Below are 23,394 nucleotides of genomic sequence, written 5' to 3' on the forward strand. Positions count from 1 at the left end.
ACGTCAGAGGGTGCAGTTCTTCGCCCAGGTGTGGGACTGCACGCGGTCGGGAAAGGCGAGGTTGTAGCGCTGCCCGCGGCCGATGCAGCCGATCCGGTCGCGCAGTCCGTCCCGGACGAAGTAGGTGACGGCGACATAGCCGTTGGGATCGGCGATCCCGTTGTTGAAGATCGAGGCCGGAGCCCGCTCCGCGGCCCAGGCGCAGTCGTTCTCCCCGTCCGCCCAGTCGGAGTCGTCGCCCTCCCAGGCGCATATCTCCCCGCGGCCGTCCTTCTCCGGGAAGAAGCAGACGAAGCCGGGTTCGCAGCGGTCGTACCCGCTCGCGCCGGCGCTCTGCACGGGCGTACCGGGCTCCGACGCGCCCCCGCCGGGGCTCGCGGTGGTACCGGTGCCCGGCGCGTCCTCGCCGGGGCCGGCCGCGGCCCGTTCGTCCGGCCGGGCCGCCGGGGCTTCCTCCCAGGGCGCCCACGCCCCGAGGCCGGCCCCCGCCAGCGCGACGGCGGCGACGGCCGCCAGGCCCGCCCGGAGCAGCGGCCGGCCCGAGCGGCGGCGGCCCGGACCGCGGCCCTCCGCCACCGCCGTCACGCGCCGCAGCAGCGACGCCGCGTCGTGCGGGGCCCGCTCCGCGTGGGTGCGGGCCGGGCAGTCCCGTACGATCTCCCGCCACGTGGCGGGGAGTTCGTCCGCCGGACGCAGCTCCTCCTCGCCGCGCGCATAGCGCACGGCCGCGTCCCGGCGGGCGGTCGGCGTGCCGCCGGGCAGCGGGTGGGAACCGGTCAGGACGAGGTGGGCCAGCACCCCGAACGCCCAGATGTCGGCGGTCCTGCGGATCTGCATGCCCCGCTCGCCGACCTCGGACCACAGCAGCTCGGGCGGGGTGTAGTCGGCGGTCGAGAACGCGGGGGAGTAGGCGTGGGTGCCCTCCAGCTCGGCGGCCATGTTGAAGTCCCCGAGCCGGGCCGTGCCGTCCTTCATCAGGAGTACGTTGCCCGGCTTGAGATCGCCGTGCACCCAGCCCGCCTCGTGCAGCTGGCGCAGGCCCTCGCAGACCTGGACGAGCAGGGCGGGGCCCTCCTCGGGCGGACCGTCCGCCCGCAGCAGCGCGTCCAGCGAGCTGCGCGCCTCCTCCAGGACGAGGACGGTGGCGCCGTCGAGTTCGGGGTGGCCCGGGTCGTCCACGGTCAGCGCGTCGTGCATCCGGATCAGCCGGGGCGACCGGAGCCGGCGCAGCAACGCCACCTCGCGCTCGGCCAGTTCGTGCAGGTGACGCAACTGGCGGGGCGTGTGCGTACCGGTCGGCAGGAACTTCAGCGCGGCGCGCGGCGGTTGCGCCCCGGGGATCTCGTGCCGGGCCGCGTACACATTGCCGAAGGCCCCCGCGCCGAGCGGCTTCTCGACGATCCACGGCCCGACGCGGTAGCCGGGCGGCACGGAGGCGACGCCGTACGGCTGCCGCCCGCTCACCGCAGCGCGCCCTTCGCGGCGGGGCGCAGCGCGTCGAGGTCGTCCTCACGCACCAGGTCGAAGCGGAGCGCCAGCGCGACGAGGGTGTCCTTCTTGCCGTTGAGCCGGGGCCCGGACTCGCAGGACTCCGGCCCCGGTTTCAGACACAGCTTGACCGCGAGATAGTCGATGTTCCACTGCACGGCCGCCCGGTTGGCGGCCGGCCACACCGGGCGCAGCCGCTCCACGACCTGGTCGACGGTCGGCAGCGGCGCGTACGGTTCGCCGCGCAGCCGGGGCTCGCACAGCGCGGCCAGCACGGTGAAGTACCGCTTGGACCGGTCGAGCGGGAAGGCGAGCGCGGTCGCCTCCCCGTCCCGGCGCCCGGCCTCGTCCGGGGCGGCGTAGTCGTGCCGGGGCGCCCAGACGTCGAAGCTGACCAGCTCGTGGCCGGCCGGCAGGACGACCCGGGCGAACTCGAATGCGACGGGCGCCGCCAGCCTGCCGGGCGCCACCTTGATGTGTTCCCCGGCGCCCTCCGGGTTCTCGACGGCGTAGGTCGCCGTGCGGCTGAGATTGCTGAGCGACCAGTAGGTGTCCGTGGCGGTGATCTCCCCGGCGGCGCGCGAGACGCCCTCGTGCGGGATGCCCAGATACGCGCCGGCCGGCGCCCCGTCGGCCGCCTCCCGCCCGAACCGCAGCGTCTCACCGGGCGCCAGCCGGACCTTGTCGCGGGGCGCCATGCCGGGCCCCGGTACCACGACGACGGTGTACATGGACGAATTCCTTCCCCCGATGCGAGCCATGCGCCGCCAGGCTAGGAACTCCGGATAAATGTCCGCATGACGCGCAGACGGAACGGTGTCGGGAGCGAGCGGGGTCGGGCCGCGACCGGCGTCAGGCGGCGCCGTCCAGTGGCCGTTCGGCCGAGGGCGTCAGATGGGCGAGGCACAGGGAGGGGCCGACGAACGGCTCCAGGCGGTCGACCCGGAGGGGCGCACGTACCTCTTCCAGGGCCCCCCGCATGAGGCCGAGATGCAGGGAGCACACGATGTCCCGGTGCTCCCGCGCGATCTCCAGGAACGGGCAGTGGCGCAGCGGGACGACGACATCCGGCTCGCTCCCCTCCACGGGACCGGGCGCGAACCCGGCCTCGTCGAGCACGCGCGTCAGCCGGCCGATCGCCTCCTCGGCGGTGAGCCGCTGCGCGGGGGCGGGGGTGTCGGCGAGATAGCGGCCCCACGCCTCGCCCGTGCCGGCGGCGGCCTGCGCGGGCTGCTCCAGGCTCTCCGCCGCCAGGCCCGTCAGCATGTGCGCGAGCAGCTGGTAGCTGCGGCGGTCCGTGGTGGTCCGGGTCGCGGTGGCCCGGTACACGGCACGGGGCCGGCCGGGCCGGCCGAGCGCCTCGCTGTCGCGCTCGGCGAGCCCTTCGCCGACGAGGGTGTCCAGGTGGAACCGTACGGTGTTGGAGTGCAGCCCGGTGCTCTCGGCGATCTCCCGCACCCCCACGGGACCGGGAGCGGAGCGCAGGACGCCCAGGACATGGCCCCGGCTCTCGCCCACGGCGCCGGAGCCGCTCCCGGCCGGATCGCGGAACATCGACTCACTCATTCGGTCAATTTTACCCAGCGTGTGTCGGACAAACGAGGTCGTCACTCGTCGTCATCGAGGTCGTCGAGCCGGGCCGGCCAGGTGGTGAGCCGGTCCACCGGGACCTCGAAGTCGGGGTTCAGGTCGACGAAGTACCGCAGCTCACCGGCGAGCCAGGTGAGGTTCACGGATTGCGCGCCCCGGTTCGCCCGGAGCGTCTCCAGGGCTTGGTCGATCATGACCGCCGCCCGGCCCCGGAGTGCGCCGACGCCAGGGCCGACTCGGGGTGGGGACGGATCTGCATGCCCGGCCGGCGGCGGTGCACGGTGACATAGGTGAGGCCCTCGGGCCCCGCCGTGATGCTCCGCGTCGAACCGTGCGGCAGCCATGCGAGCGCCCCCTCGGCGAGGGACAGCTTCTCCTGCGGCGTGTGCATCGTGCCCTCACCGCCGACGACCAGGACCAGGACGTCGAGGTCGGGCTCGGCGTGGCTGCCGATGTGCTCCCCGGCCGGCAGCCGGACCAGGTTGGCGTCGAGCTGCCGCCCGGACTCGGCCAGCTTCCACAGCACACCGGAGGCGTCGGGGGTGCGGGCGGGGGCGTGTACGTCGCAGAGGAGCCGGGCGGCGGGGGCGGAGGTGTGCATCGGCTCGTGGGCCGGGTCGTGCGGCCGGGTCTCAGGCACTCGCGGCCACCCGCGTGATGCGGACCTGCCACTGCTCGGGCCCGGACTCGACGTACTCCCAGGTGAACGCGTCGGGGTGGGTGGCCTCGAACTCCCGGCGCAGCGGCTTGGGGTCGTGGTTGTTGACCAGGACGAAGGACTCCCCGTCCGCGAGTCGGGCGAAGCGGGTGAAGATGCGGGGGTGGCGGCGGCCGTGCGGGATCTCGCGGACGTCGACGACCGCCGAGTCCGCCGGCCGGCCGCCCTCCAGGACGGTGGTGAAGTCCTCGGCGAGCGCGGGCAGATCGACGCCCGGCAGGGTCCGGAGCGCGGGCAGCAATACGTCGCGCTCGGCGCCCAGGAGCACCGCGAGCCCGCCGCCGAGCGTACGGAGGGCACGCTCACGCCCGGTCCCGTCGCCTGCGGAGGCCAGCGCGTCGAGCTGCCCCTGGACCACCGCGACCTGGGCGCGCAGCGCGCGGACGGTCAGCCGGGTCCCGGCCGCGCCGGACGCAGCCGCGTACAGCGACAGATCGGCGGCCTCCAGATAGCGGCGCAGCTGCTCGACGAGCGGGGCGGCGGACTCCGCCTGCGACGCGTCCACCGCTTCGAGCCGCTCCAGCAACTGCCCCTGGGCGTGCTCGACGACACCTTGCGCCTGCACGTCCGGGTCCGTGCCGGTCGCCTGGATGAAGACCTCTGCGGCAGGTGACATGGGTGGCACTCCTTCGTCGTCGGACTGAGCACGGTCCGTGCTGCACGGAATTATTACATGCGCCCTCGTAAAAACCGGCGAAAGCGTGCGCCGGGTGGCCACCCCGCCCGGAACGGGCCTCTTTATTACCTGTACCGTTCGTAGAAACGAGACGTAGTCCGGACGCAGAGGAGAGGCGCGTTTCCATGAACGCCACGTCGGCCGCGATCGCGGGTGCCCTGACCTTCCTGTGGCTCGGGATGGTGCTGGCGATCTCCTTCCTGGAGGCGCCGCTGAAGTTCCGCGCCCCGGGAGTGACCATCCCCATCGGACTGGGCATCGGCCGCATGGTCTTCCGCGCACTGAACCGCGCCGAGGTCGCCCTGACCGCCGCCATCGCCGTAACGGTCGCCCTGGGCGACCCGCCCACCCCGGTGATCGCCCTCACCGCCGCCGTGGCACTCCTGCTCACCGTCCAACTGGCCGCCGTCCGCCGCCCCCTGAACCGAAGGTCGGACCGCGTCCTGGCGGGCGAAGACCTCCCCCGCTCCCGGGGCCACCTCTACTACGTGGCCTTCGAAGTGACAAAGGTGGCCGCCCTCCTGGCCCTGGGCATCACCCTGACAACGGCATAACGGGGGCCTGCCTGCGGGTCGGGCGGAGTATCGACGCCCCGTTCACGAGGTGTGTCCGCTCCCGCGGTGTTCTCGGACGGCCATGACGGCGCAGAGAAGGGTGAAGGCGATGCACGCGTAGATCAGCGGGTTCACGAACGCCGGGACGAAGCTGTAGGTGCCTCCCCCGTCCCAGTGGCAGGTGGCGGTCAGCGGGAAGGAGCCCTCCTCGAACCAGTCGGCGTTCCGGGGCGGGCGGACGGCTTCGTGGCCGCAGCCCTTGGCGAAGTCGACGAAGGCGACGAACCAGAGGAGCCCGACCGCGTAGACGACGATCGAGCCTCCTGCGGAGAACAGAAGACCGGCGGCCCAGCGGCTTCCTCGGCGCCAGAGGCCCAGCCCTCGTCCGACGAGCACGACCGGCGCGACGAGGGCCACCAGGATCACGGCGGCGACGAAGTTCAGCATGATGTCTCCCTACCGGACCGCTACGCGCTCTCCAGCTCGGCATCGCAGGGGTCACCTGGATGCCCAGAGGCCCCTGGCTGCGGACATGCCTCAGCCCGCAGGCATCGGAGGCGCCGGGGGCGCGGACGATTCCTCGTCGCTCACAGGGCCCCGAGTTCGACCGTGACAGGGAAGGGCGCGGTGGCCTTCACTGTGCCGGTGAACATCTCACCGTCCCTGTATGCCCTGGTGGCGGGGTCGAGGACGTAGGTGTAGATGATCGGGACGCCGGTGGCGGTCTGCTCGATGCGCCAGTAGAAGGGGATGCCGGCCTTGGCGTACTGGTCCACCTTCACGACCCGGTCCGTGGTCTCCGACCCCGGGGACACGACCTCGACGACCAGGAGCACGTGTTCGGGGCGGGTGGGTGTGAGGTCGATGGTCTCCGCCCGGTAGACGGTGACGTCAGGGCGGCGGTTGGTGAGGGGGACGTCCTGCAGGCGGACGTCGAAGTCAGTGTCGGCGTTCCAGTCCGGGCCCGCGGCGGCGTCCAGGGCGTTTGCCAGGATTCGGGCCAGCCGGTTGTGGCGCTTGGAGGCGCTCGGGCTCACGACGACCATCCCGTCCACGATCTCGATCCCGGCGCACTGTTCCTCGGACCAGGAGTCGTACTGCTCCGCGCTGATCTGCGTATGCATCCACGCGGGCGCCACCATCTCGGCGGTCATGGAGCACCTCCCTCGAGGAACCTCGGCGATCCGGGTGCCGCTGGGACTCAGCGTACTGTGCGGCCGGCGGCGCCGGTGCGATCCCGCGCGGGCGCCCTTGGCCGGGGGCGGCGTTGTGAGAGGCTGGCGCGTATGAACCGGTTGGCTGGTGTGACCTCGCCGTATCTGCTTCAGCATGCTGACAATCCGGTCGACTGGTGGCCCTGGTCGCCCGAGGCGTTCGAGGAGGCGCGGCGGCGGGACGTGCCCGTGCTGCTCAGCGTGGGGTACTCGTCGTGCCACTGGTGTCACGTCATGGCGCACGAGTCGTTCGAGGACGAGGCGACCGCCGCGTACATGAACGAGCACTTCGTGTCCGTGAAGGTGGACCGCGAGGAGCGGCCCGATGTGGACGCCGTGTACATGGAGGCCGTGCAGGCGGCCACCGGGCACGGGGGGTGGCCGATGACCGTGTTCCTGACGGCCGACGCCGAGCCGTTCTACTTCGGGACCTACTTCCCGCCCGAGTCGCGGCACGGGATGCCGTCCTTCCGGCAGGTGCTGGAAGGGGTCACCGCCGCCTGGACCGGGCGGCGCGACGAGGTCGGGGAGGTCGCCGGGCGCATCGTGCGGGACCTGTCCGAGCGGAGCCTGGCCCACGGCGGCGACGGGCCGCCCGGCGAGTCGGAATTGGCGCAGGCGCTGCTCGGGCTGACCCGGGAGTACGACGAGCAGCGCGGCGGGTTCGGCGGGGCGCCCAAGTTCCCGCCGTCCATGGCGCTGGAGTTCCTGCTGCGCCACCATGCCCGCACCGGGGCCGACGGCGCTCTCCAGATGGTCGTCGGCACCTGCGAGGCGATGGCCCGCGGCGGGATCTACGACCAGCTCGGCGGCGGGTTCGCCCGGTATGCCGTCGACCGCGAATGGGTCGTCCCCCACTTCGAGAAGATGCTCTACGACAACGCGCTCCTGTGCCGCGTGTACGCCCATCTCTGGCGCGTCACCGGGTCGGATCTCGCCCGCCGGGTCGCCCTGGAGACGGCCGACTTCATGGTGCGCGAGCTGCGGACCCCCGAGGGCGGGTTCGCCTCCGCGCTCGACGCCGACAGCGAGGACGCCACCGGCAAGCACGTCGAGGGCGCGTACTACGTGTGGACGCCGGCCCAGTTGCGCGAGGTCCTGGGCGAGGAGGACGCCGCCTTCGCCGCCGCGTACTACGGCGTGACCGACGAGGGCACCTTCGAGGAGGGCGCCTCGGTCCTCCAGCTGCCCGGCGACGCGGGAGATCCCGGAGACCCCGGTGACGGCAGTGACGGCAGTGACTCCCGCGCCGCCCGCGTACGCGAGCGGCTCCTCGCCGCGCGTGACGCTCGCCCTCGCCCGGGCCGGGACGACAAGGTGGTCGCCGCCTGGAACGGCCTCGCCGTCGCCGCGCTCGCCGAGACCGGTGCCTACTTCGACCGGCCCGACCTCGTCGAGCGCGCCACCGAGGCCGCCGACCTGCTGGTCCGGGTGCACATGGGCCCCGTCGCCCGGCTCGTCCGCACCTCGAAGGACGGGCGCGCCGGAGAGCACGCCGGGGTGCTGGAGGACTACGGGGACGTCGCCGAGGGCTTCCTCGCCCTGGCCGCCGTCACCGGCGAGGGGGCCTGGCTGGAGTTCGCCGGGTTCCTGCTGGACATCGTGCTCCAGCACTTCCGGGGCGAGGGCGGCCAGTTGTACGACACGGCCGACGACGCCGAGCAGCTCATCCGGCGCCCCCAGGACCCCACCGACAGCGCGACCCCGGCCGGCTGGACGGCCGCCGCCGGGGCGCTCCTCTCGTACGCCGCGCACACCGGCTCCGAACCCCACCGCACCGCCGCCGAGGAGGCGCTGGGCGTCGTCAAGGCGCTGGGCCCGCGCGCCCCGCGCTTCATCGGCTGGGGGCTCGCGGTGGCCGAGGCGCTGCTCGACGGCCCCCGCGAGGTGGCGGTCGCCGGACCGGTCGGCGGCGAGCTGCACCGTACGGCCCTGCTGGGCCGGGCCCCCGGCGCGGTCGTCGCGGCCGGCGAGCCGGGCGGCGCGGAGTTCCCGCTGCTCGCGGACCGTCCGCTGAAGGACGGTGCGCCGACGGCGTACGTCTGCCGCCACTTCGTGTGCGACGCCCCGACGACGGACCCGGGCGCCCTGGCCCACGCGCTGGGCGGGACGCCGTAACGGCCGGGCGGGCCGCGGCTCTCACAGCCGCAGCCCGCCCTCCAGCGTGCCCAGCGCCTCGTTCACCAGCGCAGGCAGGTCGCCCTGCTGGCCCCGGTCCGCCCAGTACAGCGTCGCCTCGCGCAGGGCTCCCAGGACCGCCGCGACGAATACCCGGACGCGCAGGTCGTCCGGGGCGCGGCCGGTGCGGTCGGCCAGGACCCGGGCCAGGGTCTTCGCGGTGTCCGACATCGTCTCGGTCATCCGGGCGCGGACCGCGGGGACCTCGGCCATCAGGCGGGTGCGGCGGCGCAGTTCCCCGTCGTCGGCGAGAAACGTGGTCAGCGCCTCGCGCATCATCAGCCGGACCGATTCGAGCGGCGGCTCGTCGGCCGGGCGCGCCCGGAGCAGGGCCTCCATGACCGGGTCGTATTCGTCGGTGAGGACGATGTCCTCCTTCGACGCGAAGTAGCGGAACACCGTGCTCGGCGAGACCTCGGCCGCCTCCGCGATCTGCTCGATGGTGGTGGCCTCGTAGCCCCGCTCGTCGATCAGGCGGTACGTCGCCTGCCGGATCGCCACCCGCGTCCGGTACTTCTTGCGCTCGCGCAGCCCCATGGGCGCGGGGTGGGACGGGGGACGGGACATGGCGGTCATGGGCCCATTGTCCGGTACCGCCCGCCGCCACGACCGGGCCGGACGTACGGGGCCGGAGGCAGCCGGCCGGCCGCGTCAGCTGTGGTTGTACGCCACCAGCGAGATGCCGACGTAGTGCACCACGAAGGCGGCCAGGGTCAGCGAGTGGAAGACCTCGTGGAAGCCGAACCAGCGCGGCGACGGGTTCGGCTTCTTGATGCCGTAGATGACGCCGCCCGCGCTGTACAGCACGCCGCCGACGACGACCAGCACCAGCACCGCGATCCCGCCGGTCCGCATGAAGTCCGGCAGGAAGAAGACCGCCGCCCAGCCCATCGCGATGTAGCAGGGGGTGTACAGCCAGCGCGGCGCGCCGACCCAGAAGACCCGGAACGCGATACCCGCCAGGGCCGCCGCCCACACCGCCCACAGCAGCGGAGTACCCGTGGACTCGGGGAGCAGCAGCAGGGTCAGCGGCGTGTACGTGCCCGCGATGATCAGGAAGATGTTGGCGTGGTCGAGCCGGCGCAGGACGGCCTCGCCGCGCGGCCCCCACGTACCCCGGTGGTACACGGCGCTCACGCCGAACAGCAGGCACGCCGTCAGAACGTAGATCGCACAGGCGATCCGGCCCCGCGTGCTGTCCGAGAGGGCGACCAGGAACAGACCCGCTATGACGACGGCGGGAAACATCCCGGCATGCAGCCAGCCGCGCATCCGGGGCTTGAGCGGGGCGTCGGCGAGCGTGGCCGGGCGAGGACCGGCGGTGTCGGGTGCGGCGGCGGCAGCAGTCATTTCCGCATCGTACCTACGCCGCCGTAGGTACCCGATATGGACCGGGGTACGTGCGGATGCTCACATGGGCGGCCCTCTGGACATATGGGCGCGAGCGGCGGATGATCAAATGAGTGCGGTCGGCACCGGATGAGCGCCAGGGGAATTCGAAGGGGTACACGCATCCGGGTCGCAGCCCCCACGGGGCACCAGGGCACAAGAGCACCAACCGAACACACCCTCACCAAGGAGCGATCGTGGCGCGCGACATCGCGGCTCCCCTCACTGTTCCCACCAACCACCAGGAGCTGATCTCCTGGGTGGACGAGATCGCGGCACTGACCGAACCGGACCGGGTGGTCTGGTGCGACGGTTCCGAGGCCGAATACGAGCGCCTGTGCGGGGAGCTCGTCGCCAAGGGCACGTTCACCAAGCTCGACGAGATCAAACGCCCGAACTCCTACTACGCGGCCTCCGACCCGAGCGACGTCGCCCGCGTCGAGACCCGTACGTTCATCTGCTCCGCGAAGGAGGAGGACGCCGGCCCCACGAACCACTGGAAGGACCCCGCCGAGATGCGGGAGATCTTCACGGGGGAGCGGGGTGTCTTCCGCGGCTCGATGCGCGGGCGCACGATGTACGTCGTCCCGTTCTGCATGGGCCCGCTCGGCTCGCCGCTCTCCGCGATGGGCGTGGAGATCACGGACTCGGCATACGTCGCCGTCTCGATGCGTACGATGACGCGCATGGGTAGCGCCGTGCTCGAAGAGCTCGGCGAGGATGGCGACTTCGTCAAGGCCGTCCACACCCTCGGCGCCCCGCTGGCCGAGGGCCAGGAGGACGTCCCCTGGCCCTGCAACGAGACCAAGTACATCTCGCACTTCCCCGAGGACCGCGAGATCTGGTCGTACGGCTCCGGCTACGGCGGCAACGCCCTGCTCGGCAAGAAGTGCTACGCGCTGCGCATCGCCTCCGTCATGGCCCGCGACGAGGGCTGGCTCGCGGAGCACATGCTGATCCTCAAGCTCACGCCGCCGCGCGGTGAGTCGAAGTACATCGCGGCCGCGTTCCCGAGCGCCTGCGGCAAGACGAACCTCGCCATGCTGGAGCCCACGATCTCCGGCTGGACCGTGGAGACCATCGGTGACGACATCGCGTGGATGCGGTTCGGCGAGGACGGCCGGCTGTACGCGATCAATCCGGAGGCCGGCTTCTTCGGCGTCGCGCCCGGCACCGGCGAGCACACCAACGCCAACGCCATGAAGACGATGTGGGGCAACTCCGTCTTCACCAACGTCGCGCTCACCGACGACGGCGACGTCTGGTGGGAGGGCATGACGGAGGAGCCGCCCGCGCACCTCACGGACTGGAAGGGCAACGACTGGACCCCCGAGTCCGGCACGCCCGCCGCCCACCCCAACGCCCGCTTCACCGTCCCCGCCGGGCAGTGCCCGATCATCGCGCCGGAGTGGGAGGACCCGAAGGGCGTGCCGATCTCGGCCATCCTCTTCGGCGGCCGCCGCGCCTCCGCCGTCCCGCTGGTGACCGAGTCCTTCGACTGGCAGCACGGGGTCTTCCTCGGCGCCAACGTCGCCTCCGAGAAGACCGCCGCCGCCGAGGGCAAGGTCGGTGAGCTGCGCCGCGACCCGTTCGCCATGCTGCCGTTCTGCGGCTACAACATGGGCGACTACATGAACCACTGGCTCAAGGTCGGCGCCGACAAGCCGGACCAGTCCAAGCTGCCGAAGATCTACTACGTGAACTGGTTCCGCAAGAACGACGCGGGCAAGTTCGTGTGGCCCGGCTTCGGCGAGAACAGCCGCGTCCTCAAGTGGATCGTCGAGCGCCTGGACGGGAAGGCGGAGGGCGTCGAGACGCCGATCGGCGTCCTTCCCGCGAAGAGCGCGCTCGACACCGAGGGCCTGGACCTCTCCGAGGCCGACCTCGACCTCCTGCTCGGCGTCGACAAGGAGGTCTGGCGCGAGGAGGCCGCCCTGGTCCCCGAACACCTGAACACCTTCGGCGACCACACGCCCAAGGAACTGTGGGACGAGTACCGCGCCCTGGTGAGCCGCCTGGGCTGAGCCCTGACACCCGTACGGCGACGGCCGGGCCCGGCCGTGCCCGTGCGGTGACGGGCTGGGTGGCTCCCGGTCCGCGCGTCCTGGGGGCGCGTGGACCGGGGCCGTCAGTGGGCGCCGACCAGGTCGGTCCGGGAGCCGGCCGGCAGCGCCTCCGTGTGGGCGTCCATGCGCTCGGCCGCGAGGATCGCGACCGTCGTGTCGGCGCGGGAGGCCGCCACCACCAGGGCCCGGCCCGCGAGGGCGTGGGCGCGGCGGTGGAGGACGGATGCGGGCGCGCCGCTCAGCCCGGCGTGCCGGACGGGCGGGGCGCCGCGCAGCCTGGCGACCTGCTCGGCGATGCGGTCGGCCGCCTCGTCGAGCCCCAGGTCGTCGGTGACCGCGAGCAGCGCGGCCAGGTGTCCCGCGAGCTGGATGTCCAGCTCCTCCTCGCGAGAGCGGCGCGGGAAGTCGCCGGCGTGGTCGGCCGGTGTGAGGACCGATTTGGGACGGATCGGTTCGTACATGGATGGCCTCCTGGTGGTGCTGTGAGGACCATCCTAGCTTGGATTCAGTCTAAAGTTATCCATCTTCGAGTATTGGGCCGGATCGGTGGTGGTTACACCTGGCTGTAACCGTCCAGGAAGTGGGCGATCCGGCCGATCGCGTCCGTCAGATCCTCGGTGGTGGGCAGCGTCACCACGCGGAAGTGGTCCGGGTCCGGCCAGTTGAACCCGGTCCCCTGCACCACCATGATCTTCTCCGCCCGCAGCAGGTCCAGGACCATCTGGCGGTCGTCCTTGATCTTGTAGACCTTCGGGTCGAGCCTGGGGAAGAGGTAGAGCGCGCCCTTCGGCTTCACACAGGTCACGCCCGGAATCCGGGTCAGCAGGTCGTACGCCGCGTCGCGCTGCTCCAGGATGCGGCCGCCCGGCAGTACCAGCTCGTTGATCGACTGCCGGCCGCCGAGCGCCGTGGCGACGGCGTGCTGCGCGGGCATGTTCGCGCACAGCCGCATGTTGGCCAGGATCGTCAGCCCCTCGATGTACGAGGAGGCGTGGGCCTTGGGGCCGCACACCGCCATCCAGCCCGAGCGGTACCCGGCGACGCGGTAGTTCTTGGAAAGCCCGTTGAAGGTGAGCACCATCAGATCGGGGGCGATCGCGGCGGTGGGCGTGTGCGTCGCGCCGTCGTACAGGATGCGGTCGTAGATCTCGTCGGAGCAGACGACCAGGTTGTGCCGGCGGGCGATCTCCGTCAGCCCGCGCAGCATCTCCTCGTCGTAGACCGCGCCGGTCGGGTTGTTCGGGTTGATGATCACCAGTGCCTTGGTGCGGTCGGTGACCTTCCGCTCGATGTCGGCGAGGTCCGGCATCCAGTCGGACTGCTCGTCGCAGCGGTAGTGCACGGCCGTGCCGCCGGCCAGCGCGACCGACGCCGTCCACAGCGGGTAGTCCGGGGCGGGGACCAGCACCTCGTCGCCGTCGTCGAGGAGCGCCTGCATCGACATCTGGATCAGCTCCGAGACGCCGTTGCCCAGATAGACGTCCTCGACGTCCAGTTCGATGCCCTTGGTCTGGTAGTGCTGCATCACCGCGCGGCGGGCCGACAGCAGCCCCTTCGCGTCGCCGTAGCCGTGCGCCCCGGCGACATTGCGCAGGATGTCCTCGAGGATTTCGGGTGGGCACTCGAAGCCGAAGGCGGCCGGGTTGCCGGTGTTCAGCTTGAGGATGCGATGCCCGGCCGCCTCCAGCCGCATCGCCTCCTCCAGCACCGGGCCGCGGATTTCGTAGCAGACGTTGGCGAGCTTCGTGGACTGGATGACCTGCATGCCGGCGAGCTTACGACTGTGATTCACGGCCTGCCCCGCCTTCGGTGACGGCCCGGCCCGGCCCGGCGGGGGCGCACGTACGTGCGGGCTTTCATCGCCATGCGCCCGCCTCCCGCGAGCCGTGGGAACGCTGGAAGCGGACGGCGCGCGGCTTGGAAACGGGTGGTCCGGCGGTGTGACGCACGGGGACGGGTGAGATACGCCACGGAGTGGTACGGAGGGGAGCCCCCGCGAGGTTCGCGTTGACGCTCGTCCGGGAAGCCGCGCACCCCCGGGCCCGGCGGACGGCCGGAATTCACCTCTTGTGCGGGCCACCCGCGTGCGCGAGCATGCGCATGTCAAACCGAAGGAACTTCGGTTGCAGAGGGCTGTCGCGCTCTGTTCATTCGCAAGAGGGGACCCCCACATGAAAAAGCCTCTCGTCGGTGCGCTCTTCGCCGTGCTGCTCATGGGCGCGGGCATCGCGCCCGCCACCGCCGCTCCCACGCAGGCCCCGGCCCCGGCTCCGGTCCGGGCCGCCGTCGGCTTCGCCGGCACCGTGGCGCTCAGCAACTGCTCGGGCTCCGTCGTCCGCACCCCCGCCTCGCAGCCGGACGACCCCGCCCTGGTGCTGTCCAACGGGCACTGCCTGGAGACCGGCTTCCCGGCCCCCGGCGAGGTCGTGTACAACCGCTCCTCCAGCCGGAGCTTCACCCTGCTCAACGCCTCCGGCCGGGGCGTCGGCACGCTCCGGGCGAGCAGGATCGCGTACGGGACGATGACGGACACCGACATATCGGTGTACCGGCTCACCTCCACGTACGCCCAGATCAAGAGCCGCTACGGGATCGACGCCCTGGAACTCAGCACCACGCACCCCGTGCAGGGCACCGCGATCACCGTCGTGTCCGGGTACTGGAAGCGCACCTACAGCTGCGACGTGGATGGGTTCGTCTACCGGCTCAAGGAGGGCTCCTGGACCTGGAAGGACTCGGTCCGCTACACCTCCGCCTGCCGGACCATCGGTGGCACGTCCGGCTCGCCGGTGATCGACAACGCCACCGGCAAGGTCGTCGCCGTCAACAACACCGGCAACGAGGACGGCCTGCGGTGCGCGGACAACAACCCGTGCGAGGTCGACGAGAACGGACAGGTGACGGTCCGTCAGGGCATCAACTACGCCCAGCAGACCTACGGCATCGCCGCGTGCGTCGGCACCGGCAACGTCTTCGACCTGAACCGCGCCGGATGCACCCTGCCCAAGCCGTGACGTGTGACGTGTGAGGGGGCGGGGCCGGGTCCGGCCCCGCCCCCTCACGTCTCCGCTCCGGTCAGATCCTGCGCCACCGCGCGTTCGCCACCGCGAAGACGAGCCCCCGGCTGACCCCGCCCGCGACCCCGACGACGTCCACCGCCCGCCGCACCGCCGCCGGCATCGCGTCCGTCCGCAGATGCTCGCGGAACTTCCGGAGCGCCGCCCGGCCCGCGATCCACAGCCCCGCGCAGGCGATGCCCACGCCCGCCGCGCCCACCAGCCGGCGGCCGCCCGGCAGGTCCAGGACGCGGGCCGTGACGTCCTGCGAGCGGGCGTCACCGCTGCCGCTCCCGCTGCCCCGGTCACCGGCCGCGAACATCAGGACCGAGGAGGCGACGAAGGCGTAGAAGACGGCCCGTCCGCCCGAGGCCGGCCGCTTGGGCGCCTTGCGGCCGTCCGGGCCGGCCGCGCCGAACGCCGCCTCGGACAGCCGCCACAGGGCCATGCCCGCCAGGGCCGGGCCGAGCACCCACAGCAGTACGTGGCCGAAGGGCTTCCGCGCGATCTCCGCGAGCGCCCCGCCCCGGTCCGCCTGCTCGCCGCCGCCGTCGAGGGCGATGCGCAGGGCGAGGAACCCGACGAGGAAGTAGATGACCCCGCGCGCCGCGAACCCGGCGCGGCCGGCCGCCCCCACGGCCCTACTGTTGCCCGCCCGCCGCGCCTTCCGGTGGCCCTTGGAGGCCGTCGCAGAGATGTCCATGCCGGCTCGGTTGCCCCGGCGGCGGCCGGGGAAACTACGCCGCGCCCGCCGTCCGGCGCACGGAGCGGCCGGCCAGTACCTGCGTACGCCTGCCGTCCTCGATCACGAAACGGCCGTCGATCAGCACGTGCGGGATGCCCGTCGGCAGGGCGCGCGGCTCGTCGAAGGTGGAGCCCGCCGCCACCGTGTCCGGGTCGAAGAGCACCAGGTCGGCGCGGTAGCCCTCGCGCACGAGCCCCCGGTCGGGCAGCCGCAGCCGGGCCGCCGGGCGCGCGGTGAGATGGGCGACGCACTCCTCCAGCGACAGGACGCCCAGCTCGCGGGCGTAGCGGCCCAGGTAGTGGGGAAAGGTGCCGTAGGCGCGCGGGTGCGGCTTGTCGCCCTGGAGGATGCCGTCGCTGCCGCCCGTGTGCACCCGGTGGCGCATGATCCGGCGGACGTTGTCCTCGTGGCCGACGTGCTGCAGGATCGTCGTCCCGAGCCGGTCCTCCAGCAGCAGCCGCCGCGCGACCGTCCAGGGCTCCTCGCCCCGCCGGTCCGCCGACTCGGCCACCGTGAGACCGATGTACGCGGCGAGGGCGGGCTCGCCGGTGCCGGAGATCTCGATGGTGTCCCACTCGATCGGCACCCCGTGGCAGCCGTCCGAGCCGGTGACCTCCAGGGCGTGGCGGATGCGGGCGGCCGTGTCCGGTCCGGCCAGCCGGGCCAGGACCGCCTCCGGGCCGCCCTCGCTCGCCCAGCCGGGCAGCAGCGCGGCGAGCGTCGTACAGCCCGGCGTGTACGGGTAGGTGTCCAGGGAGATGTCGGCGCCCGCGTCGAGCGCCCCGTCCAGCAGGGCGAGCAGTTCGGGGGCGCGGCCCTCGTTGACCCCGAAGTTCATGGTCGCGTGCGCCAGATGCAGGGCGCAGCCCGCGCTCCGGGTGAGCCGCACCATCTCCTCGTACGCCTCCAGCGCCCCGGCGCCGTACGAGCGGTGGTGCGGGCAGTAGTAGCCGCCGTGCGCGGCCACCACCCGGCACAGCTCGGTGAGTTCGGCGTCGTCCGCGTACATGCCGGGCGTGTACGTCAGCCCGGACGACATGCCGACCGCGCCCTCGCGCATGCCCTGGTCCACGAGCGCGCGCATCCGGTCCAGTTCGGCGGCGGTCGCGGGCCGGTCCTCCCAGCCGACCGCGTACATCCGGACCGTGCCCTGCGGGATCAGATAGGCGGCGTTGACCGCGATGCCCCGGCCGCCGAAGTTGCGGTCGAGCCGGTCGAGGTAGCCGCCGACCGTGCGCCAGTCGAAGTCGATGTCCTCGCCGTCGCCGTTCCACCCGGCGATGGAGCGGCGGACCTCGGCGAGCGTGCGGTCGTCCACCGGCGCGTACGACAGGCCGTCCTGGCCCAGGACCTCCAGCGTGACGCCCTGCGCGGCCTTCGCGCTGTGGTCCGGGTCGCGCAGCAGCGCCAGGTCGCTGTGGGCGTGCATGTCGATGAAGCCGGGGGCGAGGGCGAGCCCGCCGGCGTCCAGGGTGCGGGCGCCGGCGGGACGGGGGCCGGGGGAGTCCTCGCGGTGGATCTCCGCGATCCGGCCGCCGGAGACGGCCACGTCGGCGCGGTAGGAGGGCGTGGCGGTGCCGTCGACGACGCGGGCGTCGCGGATGACGAGGTCCATGGGGCCTGGGGCCTTTCTCGGGGGCGGGGGCCCGGCTCAGAAGAAGGTGCGGACGAAGTCGGTGACCGTGCCGTCCGCGTCGACGAGGGGGATCAGCTGCCACTTGTCGAAGCTGGTGCACGGGTGGGACAGGCCCATCCCCACCCAGTCCCCGACCTCCAGCTCCGCGCCCTCCTCCGTGCGCAGCCAGGTGTGCTGGTCGGACAGGCCGGTGACGGTGATCCCCGCGGCCGGCCGCACCGAGCCGTCCCGGCCGGAACGCACCACCTGCGCCTCGGGCAGATCCAGGTCGTACGCCGCGTCCCGCTTGCCCGCGTTGAGGAACGCCTGCCCGGCGGACGGGCGCGACACCACCTGCGCCCACAGCCGGAACGCCGGTCGCAGCGCGCCCTCGTCGGGCACCCGGTTGAACGGGGTGAGGTGGCGGTAGTGCCCGTCGTCGTGCGAGACGTACGCGCCCGAGCGCAGCAGCTTGAGCACGGGGGCGGACAGCTCCGGGATCTCGGCGAACACGTCCGCCACCGCGTCGAACCACGCGCTGCCGCCCGCGCTGATCACGATCCGCTCGCCGGGCCCCAGCGCGTCGAACCGGCCCGCCGCGTCGAACGCGGCGGCCAGCGCGACGAGCCGGCGCAGCCAGGCCCGGACCCGCTCGCCGGACGCCTCGGGCACCTCGCCCTCGTACCCGGCGACGCCCACCAGGCGCAGCGTCGCCGCCCCGGCCACCGCGTCGGCCACGGCGGCGCACTCGGCCTCGGTGCGGGCCCCGGTGCGGGCGCCCTCGCCGGCGCCCAGCTCCACCACCACGTCCACCGGGCGGGCGGCGCCCGCCGCGCGCAGGGCCGCGTCCATCAGCTCGACGCCGCGCACCGAGTCCACGTAGCAGACGAAGGTGAGGCCGGGGTCGGCGTTCAGTTCGCCGGCGAGCCAGCGCAGCGCGGCGGGGTCCACCAGCTCGTTGGCCAGGAAGATCCGGTCGAGGCCGAACGCGCGGTAGACGCGCGCCTGGTGGGGGACGGCCGCCGTGATGCCCCAGGCGCCGTGCTCCAGCTGGCGGGCGAACAGCTGCGGGGACATCGAGGTCTTGCCGTGCGGCGCGAACGCGAGGCCGTGGCGCTCGGCGTACGTCTCCAGGAGGGCGAGGTTGTGCTCGACGGACTCGGCGGACAGCGCGAGCACCGGGGTGGTGAAGCCGCCGTCGAAGAGGTTCCGGCGCTCGGCGGCCAGCGCGCCGACGGTCAGGCCCTCGGCGTCGGGCGGGAGGCCCTTGAACCGGTGGTCGACCGGTTCGTCGGCGAGAGCGGTCACGTGGGGCGCGGTGGCCATGGGGTCTCCTCGGTCCGGTCGGCTTACGATTGCAGCATATGCAACACCCATTGCGTATATCGCTCATGGCTGTCTAACATCCGAGCCGACGCCCGGTCAATGGTGAGTGCCGGTGCCGCCGCCCGACTGCTGAGGAGCCCCGCGTGTCCGCAACCGCGACCGCCGACGTCGTGTGCCTCGGCGAGTCCATGGTGACGTTCCTGCCCTCGTGCCCCGGACGCCTCGCCGACGTGCCGTCCTTCGCGCGCGGCATCGGCGGCGCCGAGTCCAACGTGGCCTGCGCGCTCGCCGCCGCCGGGCACCGCACGGCCTGGGTGAGCCGGGTCGGGGCGGACGGCTTCGGCGACCACCTGATCGGGGCGATCGCCGCGTACGGCGTGGACACCTCGTACGTACGGCGCGATCCGTCGCGGCCCACCGGGATCTACTTCCGCACGGCGACCGACCGGGCCGCGGACGTCCACGAGGTGGCGTACTACCGGGCCGGGTCGGCCGCCTCGGCGATGTCGCCGCGGACCGTGCCGTACGAAGGGCTGCCGCACGGGCGCGTCCTGCACCTCTCCGGGATCACGGCGGCGCTCTCGGCGGACTGCCTGGCGCTGCTCCGCGAACTGACCGCCCCCCGGCCGGGGCGACCGCTGATCTCCTTCGACGTCAACCACCGACCGGCGCTGTGGCGCGGGTCCGGCGAGTCGCCCGGGGTGCTGCTGGAGCTGGCGCGCCGGGCGGACGTGGTCTTCGTGGGCGAGGACGAGGCACAGGAGGCGTGGGGCGTCGTGGGCGCCGCCGCGATCCGGGAGGCGCTGCCGGAGCCGGGCGTGGTGGTCGTGAAGCGCGGCGCCGACGGCGTGACGGTGTTCTCCCACCCCGCCCCGTGCGGCGGCCCCGACACCGTCACCGATGTGCCGGCGCTCCGGGTGGACGTCGTCGCGCCCGTCGGCGCCGGGGACGCCTTCGCCGCCGGGTTCCTGTCCGGCACGCTGCGCGGCCTCCCCGTACGCGAACGGGCCCGGCACGGGCATCTGATGGCCGCCGCCGTGCTCACCGTCGCCGGAGATCTCACCGGGCCGCCCGCGCGGGAGCCGGCCGACCGGCTCGTCGCCCTGGACGACGACGCCTGGGGGAGACTGCGTCTCGGCCCCGGCTGGACGGGGGACGACACGGAGGTACGTACGCCATGAGCCAGACCGTCGACCGGGCACTGAGCATCCTGCCGCTCCTCGCCCAGGGGCCCGCCGACCTCGGACGGGTCGCCGACCGCCTCGGCGTGCACAAGTCCACCGCGCTGCGCCTGCTCCGCACGCTCCACGAGCACGGGCTCGTCTACCGCCAGCAGGACCAGCGCTACCGCCTCGGCGCCCGGCTGTTCGCGCTGGCGCAGGAGGCCGTCGAGAACCTCGACGTACGCGAGATCGCCCACCCCCACCTCGTCGCGCTCAACGAGAACTGCGGACACACCGTCCACCTCGCCGTGTACGAGGAGAACGAGGTCCTCTACATCGACAAGGTCGAGAGCCGCTACCCGGTCCGCATGTACTCGCGGATCGGCAAGCCCGTCGCGATCACCGTCGCCGCCGTGGCCAAGCTGCTCCTCGCCGACCTGAGCGAACCCGAGCGGCGCGCCATCGCCGACAAGCTCGACTACCCCATGTACACGCCCCGTTCGACGCCCGGCGCCGCCGCGTTCCTCAAGGAGCTGGCCGCCGTACGCGAACAGGGCTGGGCCACCGACCTCGGCGGCCACGAGGAGTCCATCAACTGCGTCGGCGCCCCCATTCGCGGCGCGGACGGGCGCGTCGTCGCCGCCATGTCGGTCTCCGCGCCGAACGTGGTGGTCACGGCCGAGGAACTCCTCACCCTGCTCCCCCTGGTCCGTCGCACCGCCGACACCATCAGCCGGGAGTACTCCGGCAGCAACCTACCCAAGAAGGCCTGAACCGCGATGACCGAAAAGACCGCCCTCACCCCGAGCACCCACACCACCCCGCCGGCGAAGTTCTCGCACGGCGTGCGCAAGGGCAACATCCTCCAGGTCGCCGGCCAGGTCGGCTTCCTGCCCGCCGTCGCGGGCCAGGCGCCCACCCCCGCCGGGCCCACCCTGCGCGAGCAGACCCTCCAGACCTTCGCCAACGTCAAGGCGATCCTGGAGGAGGGCGGCGCGAGCTGGGACGACGTGATGATGATGCGCGTCTACCTCACCGACGTGGACCACTTCGCCGAGATGAACGAGATCTACAACGCGTACTTCGCCGAGCAGGACCTGAAGCAGCCGCCCGCCGCGCGCACCACGGTCTACGTCGGCCTCCCCAAGGGCCTGCTCATCGAGATCGACGCCCTCGCCGTCCTCGGCTGATCCGGTCGCCCACGCCCGGCCGGGTACGGGTCAGGCGGCCGAGGCGCAGATGATGCTGCGGCCCTGGTTGACCGACCAGTACCAGAACCGTTCGCCGGGCCCCGCCGGGCAGGTCCAGTCCTGGCCCGCCTTCGGGGCCCGGTAGAAGCCGGTGATCCGCAGGATCGACTGGCCCGCCCTGGGCACCTTCGACGCGTCGCAGCGCCACACCACCGTCAGGTCCGCGTTGGTCTGCCCGTTCACCGTGGCCGGGAAGCACTGGCCCGCCCGGTAGACCCGGTCCAGGCACAGCGTCCGCGTGATCCCGTCGTCGCCCTCGCGGCTCCATGAGGTGAAACCCACCCCGGTGTCGCAGGAGCCGGAGCCGCCGGCCCGGGTGCTCACCCGGTTGACGTGCATGTACGCGTTCGAGGCGCCGCACCGCACCCGGACCGGGCGGTCGGCGCTCAAGTTGCCGTAGCCGTCGTTGTACACGTCGAGGCAGTCGCCCGCGCGCACGGCGGCGAACGCCCGGTCCGTCGCGTCCATGGTCGGCGTCGGGGTGGGCGTCGGCGTCGGCGTGGGGGTCGTGTCGTCCGTATCGGTGTCCGAACCGGACGAGACCCGCTCCGTCGAGCCGCCCCCGCCGCTCCCGGTGTCCGGGTCGGTGCCCGTGCTGTCGTCGGCGTGCGTGTCGAGGTCGCTGCCCGAGGTGACGGAGCCGGACGCGCTGCCGCCCGACGACGCACCGCCCCCGCCCGCCTTCTCCCACGGCTGCCACGTCAGCAGCCCGGCCACCACCACGAGCGCGACCAGCCAGCCCAGGACGGACGCCGCGGACGACGAGGAACCGGTGCGCGCGGGTGCGGGCGCCGGCGCGGGGGTGGGCCGGGCGGCCCGCTCCGCGCGCTGCCGGGCCGCCCGTTCCCGGTCCGCGCGCTCGCGCTCGGCCCGTTCCCGCGCGGCGCGGGCCCTGGCGGCGCGCTCGGCCTCCTGCCGGGCGGCCTCCCGCCGCGCCGCCTCCTGCCGGGCGGCGTCGCGGCGGGCCGCCTCCGCGCGCTCCCGTTCGGCCTGCCGCTCCGCCTCGGCCCGCTGCCGCTCCTCCCGGTCGGCCTGCCGGCGGGCCCGGATCTCGGCCTCCTCGCGCTCCGCCTGTTCGCGCTCGGCGCGCTGACGCTCGGCCAGCTGAGCCAGGGCCGCCATCTCGCGGCGGGTGCGGTCGCGGTCGGCCCGGGCCTGCCGCTCCGGCGAGTACACCAGGGTCGGCGGCGGCTGCGGGACGACACGGGTGCGCCGGGTGGTGGCCGGGGCCCGCGACGGGCCCGCGCCGCGGCCACCCGCCGACTCCCGGCCGCCCGCCCACTCCCGCCCCTGCGCGGCGTACGCCTCGATCAGCGCCGTCCAGCGCGGCGGCAGCCACCGGGCGCCGCTCGTCGTCGAGGGCTGCCCGGCCTGCTGCGCCCGGAAGCGGGCGAGTAACCCGGCGGGCGTCGGCCGGTGCCGGGGCTGGACGGCCAGGCACGGCCGGATCGTCTCGACCAGCTCCTTGGGCAGGCCGGTCAGGTCGAGCTCGCCGCGCTGCACCCGCGCCAGCAGCCGCAGCGTGTCGCCGTCCGCGCGGTAGGGCGCCCGGCCGGTGGCCAGCAGGAAGAGCGTGGCGCCCAGTGAGTACACGTCGGACGCGGCGGTGGACTCCTCGCCGCGCGCCTGCTCCGGTGAGGTGAAGGCGATCGTGCCCAGGGTGAGGCCGGTCAGGGTGAGGTCGCTGGCGTGCGAGATGCCGAAGTCGATGACGCGGGGCCCGTCCAGCGGCAGCAGCACGTTCTGCGGCTTCACGTCGCGGTGGACGATCCCCACCCCGTGCAGGGTGGCCAGGGCCTCGGCGGTGCCGGCCGCGATCCACCGTACGGCCGACGCGGGCAGCACCCCGCAGGAGCGCACCAGTTCGGAGAGCGGGGGCGCGGCGATGTAGTCGATGGCCATCCAGGGGCGCTCGGCGCGCGGATCGGCGTCCAGGACGCGGGCGGTGAAGGCGCTGTCCACCCGCTGGGCGACCGCCACCTCACGGGCGAAGCGCCGCCGGTCGGTGTCGCCGACCCGGCCCTCGGCGAGGAGCGTCTTGACGGCGACGAGCCCGCGGCCGTCGCCGCCGCGGGCCAGATAGATCCGGCCCATGCCGCCGGACGCCAGCCGCCCGAGCAGTCGGTACGGCCCGAGGGTCGCCGGATCGTCCCCGCCCAGCGCATCGATCCGCGCCCCGGCCATGTCACTCCCCTTGTCGCCCAGCATCGCGCCCCACCACGGTGCCACGTCCCGGCGCGGACAGTCAGCGATGAGGCAACTCCCGTACAGGACTGTTGCGTTACCGGTATCGAACACCTTCCGGGAACGCAGCAGCGCCGCCGGGGGAGCGGCGGCGCTGCTGGTCGGGGCTGCCGGCGGGGAGG

At 73.2% G+C, this 23,394-nt stretch carries 22 protein-coding genes and 1 pseudogene; 7 read left to right on the plus strand and 16 right to left on the minus strand.

The genetic code is table 11. The features are described 5' to 3' along the window. Positions 1–3 precede the first annotated feature (3 nt). The 6 genes from DNK56_RS23690 to DNK56_RS23710 form a co-directional block, all read right to left on the minus strand. Positions 4–1,464, minus strand: a complete 1,461-nt coding sequence (locus DNK56_RS23690) for a serine/threonine protein kinase (RefSeq protein WP_111337872.1) — start codon at positions 1,462–1,464, stop codon at positions 4–6. After that, entirely contained in the window at positions 1,461–2,219 is a 759-nt protein-coding gene (locus DNK56_RS23695) for an FHA domain-containing protein (RefSeq protein WP_111337873.1), read from the minus strand. The genes DNK56_RS23690 and DNK56_RS23695 overlap by 4 nt, the downstream gene beginning before the upstream one ends. A 121-nt stretch (positions 2,220–2,340) precedes the next feature. Next, on the minus strand, positions 2,341–3,054 hold the full coding sequence (locus DNK56_RS23700; protein WP_111337874.1) for a helix-turn-helix transcriptional regulator: 714 nt from the start codon (positions 3,052–3,054) through the stop codon (positions 2,341–2,343). Positions 3,055–3,095: 41 nt separating this feature from the next. Further along, positions 3,096–3,272, minus strand: a complete 177-nt coding sequence (locus tag DNK56_RS35530; protein ID WP_199563644.1) for a DUF6104 family protein — start codon at positions 3,270–3,272, stop codon at positions 3,096–3,098. Continuing rightward, a complete protein-coding gene (locus DNK56_RS23705) occupies positions 3,269–3,679 on the minus strand; it encodes a cupin domain-containing protein (protein ID WP_111339517.1) in 411 nt (136 codons plus the stop codon). The genes DNK56_RS35530 and DNK56_RS23705 overlap by 4 nt, the downstream gene beginning before the upstream one ends. A 31-nt stretch (positions 3,680–3,710) precedes the next feature. After that, on the minus strand, positions 3,711–4,412 hold the full coding sequence (locus DNK56_RS23710) for a DUF2249 domain-containing protein (RefSeq protein ID WP_111337875.1): 702 nt from the start codon (positions 4,410–4,412) through the stop codon (positions 3,711–3,713). Positions 4,413–4,597: 185 nt separating this feature from the next. Between DNK56_RS23710 and DNK56_RS23715 the strand changes: the two genes are divergently transcribed. Continuing rightward, positions 4,598–5,026 carry a hypothetical protein gene (locus DNK56_RS23715; protein WP_111337876.1) on the plus strand — a complete coding sequence of 143 codons (429 nt, stop codon included), beginning with the start codon at positions 4,598–4,600 and terminating at the stop codon, positions 5,024–5,026. 42 nt (positions 5,027–5,068) lie between these two features. Here DNK56_RS23715 and DNK56_RS23720 read toward each other — a convergent pair whose 3' ends face one another. Next, positions 5,069–5,473 (minus strand): hypothetical protein, encoded by a 405-nt coding sequence (locus DNK56_RS23720; RefSeq protein WP_111337877.1) that lies wholly within the window; start codon positions 5,471–5,473, stop codon positions 5,069–5,071. 140 nt (positions 5,474–5,613) lie between these two features. After that, the gene (locus tag DNK56_RS23725; protein ID WP_111337878.1) at positions 5,614–6,180 is read right to left on the minus strand and encodes a Uma2 family endonuclease; all 567 of its coding nucleotides are present in this window, start codon (positions 6,178–6,180) and stop codon (positions 5,614–5,616) included. Positions 6,181–6,312: 132 nt separating this feature from the next. On the opposite strand from DNK56_RS23725, the gene DNK56_RS23730 reads away from it, so the two are divergent. Beyond that, positions 6,313–8,358, plus strand: a complete 2,046-nt coding sequence (locus DNK56_RS23730; RefSeq protein WP_111337879.1) for a thioredoxin domain-containing protein — start codon at positions 6,313–6,315, stop codon at positions 8,356–8,358. Positions 8,359–8,379: 21 nt separating this feature from the next. Here the strand turns inward: DNK56_RS23730 and DNK56_RS23735 are convergent, their stop codons facing one another. Both DNK56_RS23735 and trhA read right to left on the minus strand, forming a co-directional pair. Next, positions 8,380–8,994 (minus strand): TetR/AcrR family transcriptional regulator, encoded by a 615-nt coding sequence (locus DNK56_RS23735; RefSeq protein WP_111337880.1) that lies wholly within the window; start codon positions 8,992–8,994, stop codon positions 8,380–8,382. A 75-nt stretch (positions 8,995–9,069) separates the two neighbouring features. Continuing rightward, positions 9,070–9,768, minus strand: coding sequence for a PAQR family membrane homeostasis protein TrhA (gene trhA, locus DNK56_RS23740; RefSeq protein ID WP_111337881.1), 699 nt, complete (start codon positions 9,766–9,768; stop codon positions 9,070–9,072). Between the two features lie 236 nt (positions 9,769–10,004). On the opposite strand from trhA, the gene DNK56_RS23745 reads away from it, so the two are divergent. After that, positions 10,005–11,831 (plus strand): phosphoenolpyruvate carboxykinase (GTP), encoded by a 1,827-nt coding sequence (locus DNK56_RS23745; protein WP_111337882.1) that lies wholly within the window; start codon positions 10,005–10,007, stop codon positions 11,829–11,831. A gap of 104 nt (positions 11,832–11,935) precedes the next feature. On the opposite strand, the gene DNK56_RS23750 is transcribed toward DNK56_RS23745, so the two are convergent. After that, positions 11,936–12,334, minus strand: a complete 399-nt coding sequence (locus DNK56_RS23750; protein WP_111337883.1) for an SCO4983 family protein — start codon at positions 12,332–12,334, stop codon at positions 11,936–11,938. A 92-nt stretch (positions 12,335–12,426) separates the two neighbouring features. Then, positions 12,427–13,638 carry a pyridoxal phosphate-dependent aminotransferase gene (locus tag DNK56_RS23755; RefSeq protein ID WP_111337884.1) on the minus strand — a complete coding sequence of 404 codons (1,212 nt, stop codon included), beginning with the start codon at positions 13,636–13,638 and terminating at the stop codon, positions 12,427–12,429. A gap of 406 nt (positions 13,639–14,044) precedes the next feature. On the opposite strand from DNK56_RS23755, the gene DNK56_RS23760 reads away from it, so the two are divergent. Next, a complete protein-coding gene (locus DNK56_RS23760; protein ID WP_111337885.1) occupies positions 14,045–14,887 on the plus strand; it encodes a S1 family peptidase in 843 nt (280 codons plus the stop codon). An 85-nt stretch (positions 14,888–14,972) separates the two neighbouring features. Here the strand turns inward: DNK56_RS23760 and DNK56_RS23765 are convergent. From DNK56_RS23765 to DNK56_RS23775, 3 genes and pseudogenes are all read right to left on the minus strand, one after another. Continuing rightward, positions 14,973–15,632: pseudogene (locus tag DNK56_RS23765) on the minus strand (DUF1206 domain-containing protein); the annotation flags it as partial. A 34-nt stretch (positions 15,633–15,666) separates the two neighbouring features. Continuing rightward, positions 15,667–17,289, minus strand: a complete 1,623-nt coding sequence (locus tag DNK56_RS23770) for an N-acyl-D-amino-acid deacylase family protein (RefSeq protein WP_111337887.1) — start codon at positions 17,287–17,289, stop codon at positions 15,667–15,669. A 36-nt stretch (positions 17,290–17,325) separates the two neighbouring features. After that, positions 17,326–18,615, minus strand: coding sequence for an alanine racemase (locus DNK56_RS23775; RefSeq protein ID WP_111337888.1), 1,290 nt, complete (start codon positions 18,613–18,615; stop codon positions 17,326–17,328). A 143-nt stretch (positions 18,616–18,758) separates the two neighbouring features. Here DNK56_RS23775 and DNK56_RS23780 point away from each other — a divergent pair, with 143 nt between their 5' ends. Genes DNK56_RS23780 through DNK56_RS23790 form a run of 3 tightly spaced genes read left to right on the plus strand, consistent with a single transcriptional unit; the run spans position 18,759 to position 20,968 of the window. Continuing rightward, the gene (locus tag DNK56_RS23780; RefSeq protein ID WP_111337889.1) at positions 18,759–19,796 is read left to right on the plus strand and encodes a sugar kinase; all 1,038 of its coding nucleotides are present in this window, start codon (positions 18,759–18,761) and stop codon (positions 19,794–19,796) included. Further along, positions 19,793–20,551, plus strand: a complete 759-nt coding sequence (locus DNK56_RS23785) for an IclR family transcriptional regulator (protein ID WP_111337890.1) — start codon at positions 19,793–19,795, stop codon at positions 20,549–20,551. The genes DNK56_RS23780 and DNK56_RS23785 overlap by 4 nt, the downstream gene beginning before the upstream one ends. A gap of 6 nt (positions 20,552–20,557) precedes the next feature. Beyond that, positions 20,558–20,968: a RidA family protein gene (locus tag DNK56_RS23790; RefSeq protein WP_111337891.1), complete on the plus strand. Its 411-nt coding sequence runs from the start codon at positions 20,558–20,560 to the stop codon at positions 20,966–20,968. A gap of 30 nt (positions 20,969–20,998) precedes the next feature. On the opposite strand, the gene DNK56_RS23795 is transcribed toward DNK56_RS23790, so the two are convergent. Beyond that, the gene (locus DNK56_RS23795) at positions 20,999–23,236 is read right to left on the minus strand and encodes a serine/threonine-protein kinase (RefSeq protein WP_241990065.1); all 2,238 of its coding nucleotides are present in this window, start codon (positions 23,234–23,236) and stop codon (positions 20,999–21,001) included. Between the last annotated feature and the right edge of the window lie 158 nt (positions 23,237–23,394).

Source organism: Streptomyces sp. AC1-42W (assembly GCF_003248355.1).
GTDB lineage: Bacteria > Actinomycetota > Actinomycetes > Streptomycetales > Streptomycetaceae > Streptomyces.

Excerpts from the sequence above, each read along its gene's own strand:
- DNK56_RS23775 (WP_111337888.1), bottom strand. The coding sequence starts at position 18,615 with ATGGCCACCGCGCCCCACGTGACCGCTCTCGCCGACGAACCGGTCGAC.
- DNK56_RS23770 (WP_111337887.1), bottom strand. The coding sequence starts at position 17,289 with ATGGACCTCGTCATCCGCGACGCCCGCGTCGTCGACGGCACCGCCACG.
- DNK56_RS23695 (WP_111337873.1), bottom strand. The coding sequence starts at position 2,219 with ATGTACACCGTCGTCGTGGTACCGGGGCCCGGCATGGCGCCCCGCGAC.
- DNK56_RS23730 (WP_111337879.1), top strand. The coding sequence starts at position 6,313 with ATGAACCGGTTGGCTGGTGTGACCTCGCCGTATCTGCTTCAGCATGCT.
- DNK56_RS23735 (WP_111337880.1), bottom strand. The coding sequence starts at position 8,994 with ATGACCGCCATGTCCCGTCCCCCGTCCCACCCCGCGCCCATGGGGCTG.
- DNK56_RS23755 (WP_111337884.1), bottom strand. The coding sequence starts at position 13,638 with ATGCAGGTCATCCAGTCCACGAAGCTCGCCAACGTCTGCTACGAAATC.
- DNK56_RS35530 (WP_199563644.1), bottom strand. The coding sequence starts at position 3,272 with ATGATCGACCAAGCCCTGGAGACGCTCCGGGCGAACCGGGGCGCGCAA.
- DNK56_RS23790 (WP_111337891.1), top strand. The coding sequence starts at position 20,558 with ATGACCGAAAAGACCGCCCTCACCCCGAGCACCCACACCACCCCGCCG.
- DNK56_RS23700 (WP_111337874.1), bottom strand. The coding sequence starts at position 3,054 with ATGAGTGAGTCGATGTTCCGCGATCCGGCCGGGAGCGGCTCCGGCGCC.
- DNK56_RS23760 (WP_111337885.1), top strand. The coding sequence starts at position 14,045 with ATGAAAAAGCCTCTCGTCGGTGCGCTCTTCGCCGTGCTGCTCATGGGC.
- DNK56_RS23785 (WP_111337890.1), top strand. The coding sequence starts at position 19,793 with ATGAGCCAGACCGTCGACCGGGCACTGAGCATCCTGCCGCTCCTCGCC.
- DNK56_RS23750 (WP_111337883.1), bottom strand. The coding sequence starts at position 12,334 with ATGTACGAACCGATCCGTCCCAAATCGGTCCTCACACCGGCCGACCAC.
- DNK56_RS23710 (WP_111337875.1), bottom strand. The coding sequence starts at position 4,412 with ATGTCACCTGCCGCAGAGGTCTTCATCCAGGCGACCGGCACGGACCCG.
- trhA (WP_111337881.1), bottom strand. The coding sequence starts at position 9,768 with ATGACTGCTGCCGCCGCCGCACCCGACACCGCCGGTCCTCGCCCGGCC.
- DNK56_RS23715 (WP_111337876.1), top strand. The coding sequence starts at position 4,598 with ATGAACGCCACGTCGGCCGCGATCGCGGGTGCCCTGACCTTCCTGTGG.
- DNK56_RS23725 (WP_111337878.1), bottom strand. The coding sequence starts at position 6,180 with ATGACCGCCGAGATGGTGGCGCCCGCGTGGATGCATACGCAGATCAGC.
- DNK56_RS23795 (WP_241990065.1), bottom strand. The coding sequence starts at position 23,236 with ATGCTGGGCGACAAGGGGAGTGACATGGCCGGGGCGCGGATCGATGCG.
- DNK56_RS23720 (WP_111337877.1), bottom strand. The coding sequence starts at position 5,473 with ATGCTGAACTTCGTCGCCGCCGTGATCCTGGTGGCCCTCGTCGCGCCG.
- DNK56_RS23705 (WP_111339517.1), bottom strand. The coding sequence starts at position 3,679 with ATGCACACCTCCGCCCCCGCCGCCCGGCTCCTCTGCGACGTACACGCC.